The 11,426-nt window shown below is 67.1% G+C and carries 12 protein-coding genes; all 12 read left to right on the top strand.

Translation table 11 applies throughout. The features are described 5' to 3' along the window. On the top strand, positions 1 to 810 hold an 810-nt coding region (locus tag AB4Z27_RS20655; RefSeq protein ID WP_441645138.1), incomplete at its 5' end, for a T6SS immunity protein Tli4 family protein. After that, on the top strand, positions 800 to 1,894 hold the full coding sequence (locus tag AB4Z27_RS20650; RefSeq protein ID WP_441645137.1) for a T6SS immunity protein Tli4 family protein: 1,095 nt from the start codon (positions 800 to 802) through the stop codon (positions 1,892 to 1,894). The genes AB4Z27_RS20655 and AB4Z27_RS20650, both read left to right, overlap by 11 nt. A 13-nt stretch (positions 1,895 to 1,907) precedes the next feature. Then, positions 1,908 to 2,975: a T6SS immunity protein Tli4 family protein gene (locus tag AB4Z27_RS20645; RefSeq protein WP_441645136.1), complete on the top strand. Its 1,068-nt coding sequence runs from the start codon at positions 1,908 to 1,910 to the stop codon at positions 2,973 to 2,975. A gap of 177 nt (positions 2,976 to 3,152) precedes the next feature. After that, a complete protein-coding gene (gene clsB / locus AB4Z27_RS20640) occupies positions 3,153 to 4,403 on the top strand; it encodes a cardiolipin synthase ClsB (RefSeq protein WP_441645135.1) in 1,251 nt (416 codons plus the stop codon). Continuing rightward, on the top strand, positions 4,400 to 5,365 hold the full coding sequence (locus tag AB4Z27_RS20635; RefSeq protein ID WP_441645134.1) for a lysylphosphatidylglycerol synthase domain-containing protein: 966 nt from the start codon (positions 4,400 to 4,402) through the stop codon (positions 5,363 to 5,365). The genes clsB and AB4Z27_RS20635 overlap by 4 nt, the downstream gene beginning before the upstream one ends. A 10-nt stretch (positions 5,366 to 5,375) precedes the next feature. Beyond that, positions 5,376 to 6,131: a PIG-L deacetylase family protein gene (locus AB4Z27_RS20630; RefSeq protein WP_441645133.1), complete on the top strand. Its 756-nt coding sequence runs from the start codon at positions 5,376 to 5,378 to the stop codon at positions 6,129 to 6,131. Between the two features lie 432 nt (positions 6,132 to 6,563). Continuing rightward, entirely contained in the window at positions 6,564 to 7,478 is a 915-nt protein-coding gene (locus AB4Z27_RS20625) for a tripartite tricarboxylate transporter substrate binding protein (protein ID WP_092301578.1), read from the top strand. 6 nt (positions 7,479 to 7,484) lie between these two features. Beyond that, positions 7,485 to 8,783 carry a 3-isopropylmalate dehydratase large subunit gene (locus AB4Z27_RS20620; RefSeq protein ID WP_441645132.1) on the top strand — a complete coding sequence of 433 codons (1,299 nt, stop codon included), beginning with the start codon at positions 7,485 to 7,487 and terminating at the stop codon, positions 8,781 to 8,783. Next, positions 8,780 to 9,319 (top strand): LeuD/DmdB family oxidoreductase small subunit, encoded by a 540-nt coding sequence (locus tag AB4Z27_RS20615; protein ID WP_441645131.1) that lies wholly within the window; start codon positions 8,780 to 8,782, stop codon positions 9,317 to 9,319. Before AB4Z27_RS20620 ends, AB4Z27_RS20615 begins: the two co-directional genes overlap by 4 nt. Beyond that, complete coding sequence (locus tag AB4Z27_RS20610) at positions 9,316 to 10,170, top strand: isocitrate lyase/PEP mutase family protein (RefSeq protein ID WP_441645130.1); 855 nt, start codon at positions 9,316 to 9,318, stop codon at positions 10,168 to 10,170. The genes AB4Z27_RS20615 and AB4Z27_RS20610 overlap by 4 nt, the downstream gene beginning before the upstream one ends. Positions 10,171 to 10,256: 86 nt before the next feature. Further along, positions 10,257 to 11,075: a GntR family transcriptional regulator gene (locus tag AB4Z27_RS20605; RefSeq protein WP_441645129.1), complete on the top strand. Its 819-nt coding sequence runs from the start codon at positions 10,257 to 10,259 to the stop codon at positions 11,073 to 11,075. A 144-nt stretch (positions 11,076 to 11,219) separates the two neighbouring features. Then, positions 11,220 to 11,405: a CsbD family protein gene (locus AB4Z27_RS20600; RefSeq protein ID WP_092301512.1), complete on the top strand. Its 186-nt coding sequence runs from the start codon at positions 11,220 to 11,222 to the stop codon at positions 11,403 to 11,405. The last annotated feature ends 21 nt before the right edge of the window (positions 11,406 to 11,426 follow it).

Raw genomic sequence — 11,426 nt, 5'->3', positions numbered from 1 at the left:
GAAGCGGAACTCAAGGCGGTGAAGAGCATGGATGCGCATCCATTTCTCTATCTCAATCTGCCCGCGTGGGATGAGCACTCCCGCTATTTTATGCACCGGGGTTCGGAACGCAGCCACATCGCAAACCGGATTCTGGAGGGCTATCGTTGGGAGAATGGGGTTCGTGTCAAGGTGCTGCTGGAGGCGTCCGATTTTACCAGCCCCGATCAGGCGGATGACCCGATCGTGCAGCGTATGGAAGTCAAGAACGACGTCCGGCCAAAGGCCAACCATGTCTTTGAACTGCTCACGAATTTTCGCGGCCGGGCCGATGACGAGATTCCAACGGAGCCTGGATTATGTCTCCCTCGCGGATACATCCGCGGCAAGGCGCGCGAGGAGGAACGCACAAAGTCGAGGTTCCGTCTTGCAAGCCATGAGGATCTCGGTTTCACCATTCTGACGGACTCAAGTGTCGTTGAAAGGGACTCGCTTCTGCAGAGGCATCGTCAGATCGAGCAGGCGTTGTCGCAGGTCGAGGGCGGGCGAACGGTTCGTAAAGGAAAGGTCGCATTGACCGGCGTCGACGCCGAGGAATGGCTGTTGGCAGGCCCAAGACCCACCACGGAAGTGGACGGACATCTCTTTGCGCTGGAAGCGAATGCGCTCACGGCTGATGCACAGGGGCCTTTCATACGGCTCGACATGGAGACAGCGAACCCGCTCCCGGACGATCGTCCGCTCGGACGCGCATCGCTGACCGACGCCGAGGCCCTCGCGGTCTGGGACGCCATCTCCCGAACCCTGCGGCCCCGGCCGAATGCCTTCTGAGCGCGCCGCGATGATGAAACGATATGTGGTGATCAGCGCGATCCTGGGCGCATCGCTTGCGCTACCGGCTTGTGGGAAGACCCCTCCATTGACGCCTCAGGAACAACAGACGGTGAATGCCCTGACTACCAACCTAATCCCGCGTTGTGTGGGACGCCATCTTATCGATTTGCCCGCAGACACGATCGTCACAGGCTCCGCCACCGTGGAAGACGCGCGGCTCGAGACGAAGATCATGTCCCTAGATGCATTCAACAAGGAAATCTCCGCGCGGGAAGCGGAACTCAAGGCGGTGAAGAGCATTGACGCTCACCCATTTCTCTATCTCAATGTGCCCGCGTGGGACGAGCATTCCCGCTACTTCATGCACCGCGGTTCGGAAAGCAGCCACATCGCCAACCGGATTCTGGAAGGCTATCGTTGGGAGAATGGGGTTCGCGTCAAGGTCACGCTGGACGCGTCCGATTTCACCAGTCCCGATCTGGCGGATAACCCAATCGTGCAGCGTATGGAAATCAAGAACAGTGTGCCGCGAAAGGCCAACCATGTCTTTGAACTGCTTACGAACTTTCGCGGCCGCGCCGAGAACGAGATTCCAACGGAGCCGGGATTGTGCCTGCCGTACGGCCTGATTCTGGGCAAGGCGCGAGAAGGTGAGCGCGTGACTGGGATTTTCACTCTTGCAAGCCACGAGGATGTCGACTTCACACTTGTGACGGATTCAGGTCTCGCTGCAGTAGGTTCGCTATTGCAGCGGCATCGGCAGATTGAGGAGGCGTTGTCGCAGATCAAGGGCGGACGAACGGTGCGTAAAGGGAAGGTCGCTTTGACCGGCGTTGACGCCGAGGAATGGCTGTTGGCAGGCCCAAGACCCACCACGGAAGTGCATGGGCATCTCTTCACCCTGGAAGGGAACGCCCTCGCGGACGATGTGTTGGCACCTTTCGTACGGCTCGATATGGAGACGGCGAACCCGCTCCCGGACGATCGTCCGCTCGAACGTGCATCGCTGACCGACGCCGAGGCCCTCGCGGTCTGGGACGCCATCTCCCGAACCCTGCGGCCCCGACCGAATGCCTTCTGACGGTGGAGTGCATGTGAAAGCGCGCGCCGCAGCAGCCCTCACACTCTGCGCCACCCTGGCGCTCGGGGCCTGTGGCAAGGCCCCCACGATGTCCATGCCGGAACAACAGGCCGTGGATGCGCTGACCCACAAGCTCATTCCCCATTGCGTCGGACGCTACCTGCTGGAGATGCCGCCGGGCATGACGACGCGCGGCACGACGAAGATTCGCGGCATCATGATCTCCACGCAAGCCATGGCCATCGACGCCTTTCAGGCAGAGATCGCCAAGCGCGGCGCCGAACTCAAGGCCGTGAAGAGCGTCGATGCCGATCCCTTCCTGTACGCGAACACGACGTCGCCAGACGGGCAGCCAGGCTACTTCATGCACCGAGGCGCGGTAGACGCCGATCCGGCCAGGCGGACGCTGGAAGGCTATCGCTGGGAGAACGGCGTCCGCATCCAGATCCAGCGCGAGGCCTGGGATTTCACCGACCCGGACCAGTCCGCCAACCCGCTCGTTGGCAACGTGACGGTCAAGAACAACGTTCCCCAGCGCCGCTTTGAAGTGCTGAACATGCTGGACAGCTTTCGAGGTCTCCCCGCCGGCAGTGTTCCGACGAAGCCCGCGCTCTGCATTCCCGGCGGCTATCTGCTGGGCAAATCCAGGCCGTACGAGTATGTCGATGTGCGCTTCGATCTGCCGTCCTACCCCGGCGTCTCGTTCCACATCCTCACGCATTCCAGCCTGCATGAAGCCCCGTCGCTGCTTGAGCGAGACGGGTTCGATGCGGCCACGGGTGCACCGGACGGCTGGCGCACCCTGCGGAAGGGCGTCGTCAGGCTGCCSATGGAACTGGGCGAGGAATGGCTGATCGGCAGGCCGRCGGGCACGGCAGGGGAGCAGGAACATCTGTTCCGGCTGGAGATCGGCGCGACGGACGGCAGCCCGGACACGCCTTACTTCGCGCTGACGATGCGCAATCGTGGACCTGCCTCGCGTGAAGATCCGTCAACGCCAGCCGCTTTCACCGAGGCGCAGGCGCTGGCCCTCTGGGACGCCGTATCGACAACCCTCCGCCCGCGCCCGAACGCCTTCTAGCCTACCTGCACGTCGATCTCGAAAAGTGACGTCCGCTCCAGCGCTCAATTGCAGCCACAGGTAGCCCCACCCGGTAATCGCTGCAACGTTCTTGCCACTTTCCCGTGCCAGCGCCTTGTTCCGCAAGGCCCGGCGCGGCCCGTCGCCCGCAGGCACCGTTCGTGCTTGGTGCCTGAGATGGGCCCGACATGGACAACCGGAAATCAGTTCCGCCTACTCGAAAACGGGGAAGAATACTTCCCGAGGGTACTGGCGGCCATCGAAGGCGCGCAGCAAAGCGTGCTGCTGGAGACCTTCATCTTGTTCGATGACGAGGTCGGCCAGCCGCTGCGCGACGCGCTGATCGCGGCGGCGCGCCGGGGCATCAGCGTGGCGCTGACGGTCGACGGCTTCGGCTCGGCCGATCTGTCGCCCGCATTCCTGGGCGGACTGGTGGAGGCCGGCGTGGTCGTCCATCTGTTCTCGCCCCGCCGGAGGTTGGTTGGCATGCGTACCAACCTGTTCCGGCGCCTGCACCGCAAGCTGGTCGCCGTGGATGCCAGCGTGGCCTTTGTCGGCGGCATCAACGTCTCGGTCCAGCACCTGATCGATTCCGGCCCGCTGGCCAAGCAGGACTATGCGGTCGAGGTGCAAGGCCCCGCCGCGCGCGAAATCCACGAGTTCCTGCTGGACGCCATCCACGCCAGCTCACCCGGCCCGAAGGCGCCGCCCCGGCGTCCGGTACGCCGGGTGAGCRAGGCTGGCGCGCCCGCTGGCCCCGGCRCCGCGCTCCTCGTCACGCGTGACAACGACCGSCACCGCCGCGACATCGAGCGCCAATACCTGCTGGCCATCCGTGGTGCGGAGCGCGAGCTGATCATCGCCAACGCCTATTTCCTGCCCGGTTACCGTTTGCTCCAGGCGATCTGCGATGCCGCCCGGCGCGGCGTGGACGTGCAGCTGATCGTCCAGGGCAACCCGGACATGATGTGGGTCAAGCGCACCGTGGACATGCTGTACGCCCACCTGCGCGAGGCTGGCGTGCGCATTTTCGAGTACTGCGAGCGGCCCTTGCACGGCAAGGTCGCCGTGGTCGATGACGACTGGGCGACGGTCGGATCGAGCAATCTCGATCCGCTGAGCCTGTTCCTGAACCTCGAAGCCAACCTCATCATCCGCGACGCGGACTTTGCCGCCGCGCTGAAGCAGAACCTGCGCACGCGCATGGAAAGCAGCTGCCAGGAAGTGCCGGCCACGCCGGACGGTATCCGCCCGCGCTGGCAAGGGCTGGCCACGGCGCTGGTCTTTCACGCGCTGCGGCGCTTCCCGGCCTGGGCGGGGTGGCTGCCGGCGCATACGCCCAAGCTGCTGACGCCGACGCTGGACGCGCCCCCGTCCGGCTGGCAAGCCGGCGTGCCCACGCCCCCGCGCGAACAGGATTGCCCATGACGATGATCGCCAAGGCGCGCCGGCGCATTCCCTGGAAAGCCGTCAAACGGGTGGCCGGCGTGGCCTTCGTCGTGCTGGTGGCGGTGCTGATCTTCCGCGCGCTGGGCGGCATTGACTGGACCAAGGTGTGGCAGTCGCTGAAGGGCTACGATGCCCGCACGCTGCTGCCAGCCGCCGGGCTGGCGTGCGTGAGCTTCCTGCTCCACGCCTCGTTCGACCTGCTCGGCCGCCACTACACGCGTCACCACCTGTCGACGGTGCGCGTGATGCTGACCGCGTTCATCGCCTACATCTTCAACCTCAATATCGGCGCCGTGGTGGGCGGTCTCGGGGTGCGGCTGCGGCTCTATTCGAAGGCCGAGGTCAGCGGCTCGCAGGTCGCTGGCGTCTACACCATCGCCATCGTCACGAACTGGACTGGCTACATGCTGATCGCCGGCRTCGTCTTCAGCCTGTATCCGCCGGGGCTGCCGCCCGCCTGGGGCATCAGCGAACTGGCGCTGCGTGGCCTGGGCGTGCTGATGTTCCTCGCCGGGCTGGCGTACTGGCTGGCCTGCGCGAAGGCTACGCGGCGCCGCATCAAGATTCGCGGGCACGTGTTCAGCCTGCCCAGCCTGCGCTTCGCCCTGCTGCAAAGCGCGCTGTCGATCACCAACTGGATCACGCTCGCCGCCATCATCAACCTGTTGCTGCCGAAGGAGGTCAACCTGGCGGCAGTGCTGAGCGTGCTGCTGATTGGCAGCGTGGCGGGCGCGCTGGCGCATATTCCCGCCGGCCTCGGCGTGCTGGAGACGGTGTTCGTGCTGCTGCTGGGCAATCAGGTGCCCCAGCACACGCTGCTGGCGGCGCTGATCGTCTACCGCGCGCTGTATTACCTGATCCCGATGGTCTTCGCCTCCGCGCTGTACGCGTGGATGGAGATGCGGACTGGGCCGCCGCAGCCGAGAACGGACAGCGCGTAGCCCTGACACCATGGACATTCCTGCCTCGATCATCGTGATTTCGCCGCACCTGGACGATGCCGTGTTCAGTTGCGGCAACCTGATCGCCGCGTGCCCAGCGGCACTGGTCGTGACCGTCTTTGCCGGCGAGCCTGCTGCAACACTTGATGCGCCGGAATGGGACCTTGCCGCCGGGTTCACCAGCGGCGCCCAGGCCGTGCGAGCGCGGCGGCAGGAGGATGGGCGTGCCTTGCGGSGACTGGGTGCCGAGCCGGTCTGGCTGGACTTTCTCGATGGCCAGTACGGCGAGCGGCGCAGCGCGGTGGACATCGCCGTGCGCCTTGGCCGCCTGCTGTCCTTGCAGCAGCGCGCCACCATCGTCGCGCCGATGGGCGTGTATCACCCCGACCACGTCCTCGTGAACGCCGCCTGCATGCTGCTGCGCGAGGCCGTAGCGGTAGACCAGTCGGCGCTGGCCGCCGGCGACGCCGAGACGCTGATCCCCGCCCCCCAGCMGTGGTTGTTCTATGAAGACGCGATCCACCGCTGCATGCCCGGCGCGGTGCAGAGCCGCCTGGCGGGATGGTGGCAGGAGGGCCTGGTTGCCGCGCCCGTGCACCTGCCGGTGTCCCMGCAGCAGCWCCGCAAGTCGCAGGCCGTGGAAGCCTACGAGAGCCAGTTGCGGCTGTTCAATGCCCAGCAACTGGCCGATATCAGCGTGCCGGAGCGCTACTGGACCCTCGACCCGCTCGCCAATGCCCGCGGTGCGCGGCCCAATGAGCGGTAGCCGTTACCCAACGTTGTAAGGCTTACCCGGCCCTACCAGTACGTGGCGATGTAGGCCGCCAGCATCAGCGCGATGCCGCCGAGGATCAGCGGATGGGTCCAGACCCGRCGCGGCTTGSCGCGCAAACGGTGCATTTTCTGGKGCTTGTCCTGCACGTCGCCATGAAGCATGGAATCTCCCAGGTGAGTGAGCCCATTCGGGCCAGGTCTCCGCCATGTGCAGATTGCGTGCCACCCCGCCCGGAACTTCGAGCGGAACAGCCGGTCCTGCCGATAGGACCAGCTGGTCCCATTGAACCGCCCCGGCCGCTCCCCTAGAGTCAGTCTCCATAACACCGATACCCACCGGAGACAGGACGTGCACCCCAATCGACGACAATTCCTCGSCCGATTCCTCGGCCATTGCGCCGTGGCCGCAGTGGCCACCGTGGCGATGACCGCGTCCCCGCTGGCCATGGCGCAGGACAAGCCCATCACCATCGTCGTGGGCAGCCCGGCGGGCGGCACCACCGACGCGCTGGCCCGGCTGATCGCCCGCTCGATGGGGGACTCGCTCCATCGCACCGTGGTGGTGGACAACCGGCCCGGCGCGGGCGGCAATATCGCGGCGCAGTACGTGGCGCGCAGCACGCCGGACGGCAGCACGCTGCTGATGAGCTTCACCGGCCACACGATCAACGCCTCGCTCTACAAGAACCTGCCGTTCGATGCCGTGCGTGACTTCACACCCATCACCATGGTGGCGCGGGTGCCCAGCGTGCTGGTGGCGCGCAAGAACGCGCCGTTCGACACCACGGCCGGCCTGATCGACTATGCCAAGCGCAACCCCGGCAAGCTGAGTTTCGCCATCGGCGCGCAGGGCTCGTCGCTGCATCTGGCCAGCGAGCAGTTCAAGCTCCAGACCGGCACGGACATCCTCAACATCCCCTACAAGGGCACCAATCCCGCGCTGACCGACCTGCTCGGCGGCACGGTGGACCTGATGTTCGCGAGCACCGTGAACGTGCTGCCGCACGCGCGCAGCGGCGCGATCAAGATCCTCGGCGTCAGCAGCAAGGACCCGCTGCCGCAGTTCCCCGGCGTGCCGGCCATCGCCGCTACGGTGAAGGGCTTCGAGTCGAGCGCGTGGTTTGGCCTGTTCGGCCCGGCCAAGCTGCCGCCGGCCACGGTCGACCAGCTCTATCGCGCCGTGCGCGTGGCCGTGGAAGACCCGGCCTACCGGCAGCGCATGGAGACCGAGGCGGCCACGGCGGTGAGCATGACGCCGCAGCAGTTTGGACAGTTTGTCCGCAACGATATCCAGCACTGGGCCAAGGTGATTCAGGCGTCTGGCACGAAGGTGGAATAAGTGGGAATGACCGAAAATTCGCCGCAGATCGCGCCGCAGACGTTAGCGCAGAAGCTGCTGGCACGCGCCACGGGGCGCCAGCATGTGTCCCCGGGCGAGATCGTCACGTGTGGCGTGGATCTGGCGATGATGCATGACTCGGGCGGCCCCCGGCGCGTGAAGCCGATGCTTGAGAAGCTCGGTGCCAAGGTCTGGGACCCGGACAAGGTCGTGGTGGTGACCGACCACTACGTGCCCGCCCATGACGCGGACAGCCGGGCCATCGTCCAGCTCGCGCGGGACTGGGTGAAGTCCGCCGGCGTGGCGCGCTTCCACGACATGGAAGGCATCTGCCACGTGGTGCTGCCCGAGAAGGGCTACCTGCGCCCCGGCATGTTCGCGGTGGGCGGCGACAGCCATTCGTGCACCGCCGGCGCGTTCGGCGCGTACATGTTYGGCATCGGCGCCACGGAGATGCTGGGCGTGCTGGTCACGGGCGAGATCTGGGTGCGCGTGCCGGAGACCATCCGCCTGCATTGGCATGGCCGGCTCCAGCCGGGCGTTTCGGCCAAGGACATGATGCTGCGCATGTGCACGCAGCTCGGCATGGATGGCGGCCAGTATCAGGCCGTSGARTACACGGGCGAGGCGGTRCGCGCGCTGCCGATGCAGGAGCGCATGACGCTGTCCAATATGACCGTCGAACTGGGCGCGCAGGTCGGCCTGATCGCGCCGGATGCCGTTACGCGGGACTGGCTCGCCCGCGTGGGCGTGGCCGATGCTGACCAGATCGACCTGGCCGCSTGGCAGTCCGACGCGGACGCGYCGTGCCTGGCCGAGCACCGTTTCGACGCCGCCGCGCTGGCCCCGCAGGTYTCCCGCCCGCACAGCCCGGCCGGKGCCGATGACGCCGGCGTGTTCGCCGATGTCTCGGTCGATATCGCCTATATCGGCGCCTGCACCGGCGCCAAGCTCGARGATTTGCGGATGGCGGCCCACGTGCTGCGCGGCCAGCGYGTGGCCAAGGGCGTGCGCCTGCTGGTGGCGCCGGCCAGCGCGGCCGATCAGGCCCGGGCCGCCGCCGATGGCACGCTCGGCGCGCTGGAGGCCGCCGGGGCCGAATTGCTGCCCAATGCCTGTGGCGCCTGCGCCGGCTACGGCGCCCACCGTTTCGGTGAGGATTCCGTGGCCATCAGCACCACCGCCCGTAATTTCAAGGGGCGGATGGGCGCGGCCTCGTCGCAGGTCTATCTGGCTTCGCCCTACACGGTGGCAGCCTCGGCCATCGCCGGCCGCATCACCGATCCCCGCGAGGTCATGGCATGAACGCCCCCCAGAAACCCGTCTTCGGCCGCGCCTGGGTCTTCGGCGATGACGTCAACACCGACCTGCTGGCGCCCGGCGCCTATATGAAATACGGCATCGGCGAGATCGCCAAACACTGCCTGGAAGCGCTCGATCCCACCTTCGCGCAGGCGGTGCAACCCGGCGACGTGGTGATCGGCGGACGGAACTTCGGTGCCGGATCCTCGCGCGAGCAGGCTGTCGAGGTGCTGCGCCACCTGGGCGTGGCCGCCGTCGTGGCGCCCGCGTTCGCCGGCCTGTTCTATCGCAATGGCTTCAACCTCGGCCTGCCGCTGCTGATCTGCCCGGMGGCGGGCGTGGTGCAGCCAGGCCAGCGCGTGCATGCCGATATCGACGCCGCGCGGGTGCATGTGGCCGAGACCGGCGCGGTGCTCGCCTGCGAATCGATTCCGCCACACCTGATCGCCATGATTCGCGATGGTGGCCTGGTGCCACATCTCGCGCGTAAACTCGCGGCACGACAAATCGGACAGTCCCTCACGGAGGCAACACCATGAATCTCAAGGAACGGCTGCAGGCGCCGGGTATCGTCACCGCACCGGGCGTGTACGACGCCTTCTCGGCGCTGCTGGTGGAGCAGGCCGGCTTCCAGGCCGCCTACCTGTCCGGCGCCAGCATCGCCTACACGCGCTTCGGGCGGCCGGACATCGGCTTCCTGTCGCTGGACGACGTGGCGTCGGTCACGCGCAATATCCGCGAACGGGTGGACCTGCCGCTGATCGTCGATGCCGACACGGGCTTCGGCAACGCGCTCAACGTGATGCAGACCGTGCGGGTGCTGGAGCGCGCCGGCGCCTCGGCGATCCAGTTCGAGGACCAGGCGGCGCCCAAGCGCTGCGGCCACCTGGACGGCAAGACGCTGATTTCGGCCCAGGAAATGGCCGGCAAGATCCGCGCCGCCTGYGACGCCCGCCGTGACGCCAACACGCTGATCGTCGCCCGCACGGACGCCGTGGCGGTAGAGGGCCTGGAGCCCGCGCTGGCCCGGGCGGAGATGTTCGCCGATGCCGGCGCCGACGTGCTGTTCGTGGAGGCCCTGCGCAGCCGCGAGGACATGGGCACGGCCATCGCCCGGCTCGGCCACCGCGCGCCGCTGCTGGCCAATATGGTCGAAGGCGGCAAGACGCCGGTCCTGCCGGCGGCGGAACTCGAGGAAATCGGCTTCCGCATCGTGATTTTCCCCGGCGGCACGGCGCGGGCGCTCAGCTTCGCGCTGCGCGACTACCTCGGCAGCCTGGCCGCCCACGGCACCACCACGCCGTACCTGCCCAGGATGCTGACGTTTGCCGAGCTGAACGAGGTGATCGGCACGCCCGAGATGCTGGCGMTGGGCAAGCGCTACGAATAAGGGGGAGGTTGCCGAGGTTGCGGAGGGGGCGCGGCGCGCGTACCGTGGCGAGATGTTCGTTACGCCACATTGTTAAGCCACCTGCCATGTTGCCCGATGTCGACATCACGCTGCCCCGGTTCCAGCAGGTTCGCCTGATCCTGCGTGACCGCCTCCGCGCCGGCTTCTACGAGAGCGGGCTGCCCATGCCCGGCGAACGTCWGYTGGCCGAGGAATTCGGCGTGGCGCGCGTGACGGTGCGGTCTGCGCTGGCGCGGCTGCAGGAGGAGGGGCTGGTGGCCCGGCTGCGCGGCAAGGGCACGGTGCCGACCGTGCCGTCCGCGCGCCACGAGGCCCCGCCCGGCGCCGCGCTGGGCACGTCGCACGGCGGCGGCCTGCTCGACAACATCGTCAGCATGAGCCTGCGCACGCGGGTTTCCGTGCTCGAATGGCGCCAGATGGCCGCCCCCGCCCGGGTCAGCGCGGCGCTGGGCCTGCCGCCCGGCGCGCCGGTGCTCAAGGTGGTGCGGGTGCGCAAGTTCAAGACCCATCCCATCGCCTATACCGAGGTCTTCCTGCCCGCCGACCTCGCCGTGGCCATCGATCGCCATACCCTCCAGGACACMCCGATGCTCGTGGCGCTGGAGCAACACGGCGTGGAGGTGGTCTCCGCCGAGCAGACGCTGGGCGCGGCGGCGGCGGASCTGGACGTGGCCCGCATCCTGCGCATCGCGCCGGGCGTGCCGCTGCTGCGCGTGTCCCGCGTGGCCAGCGACCGCAACGGCCGGGCCGTGCAGTTCCTGGTGGGCCTGTATCACCCGGAGCGCTACGCCTACCAGATGCGGCTCACGCGCGTGGGGGCGTCTACCAAGGTYTGGATCGACGCGGATCCGTCCACGCAGCCCGCCGCCAGCGACGACGTCTAGGCGGGTTCCGCGCCGACAGCCCATTGGGAAGAAGTCCTACACCCGCCGGGCGCCAGCCTTCCTACACTGTCCATTAGCGCCGTGCCCCCGGGATACCGGAATCCGGGCGCGGACTGTCTCAACCTGACCGATGGAGACCTCACCATGAACAAGGATCAAGTGAAGGGCCGTGTGGAAGAGGCCAAGGGCAAGGCCAAGGAAGTCGCCGGCAAGATGACCGGCAAGACCACGACGGAAATGAAGGGCAAGGCGCAGCAAGTGGCTGGCCGCACCCAGGCCGCGTACGGCGACGCCAAGCAGGACATGAAGGACACGAAGAAGCCGCGCTAAGGCAAGCCGGCCCAGGTCGGT

Source organism: Cupriavidus sp. KB_39, assembly GCF_052114485.1.
GTDB lineage: Bacteria > Pseudomonadota > Gammaproteobacteria > Burkholderiales > Burkholderiaceae > Cupriavidus.
This window is presented reverse-complemented; position numbering and strand designations above follow the sequence as displayed.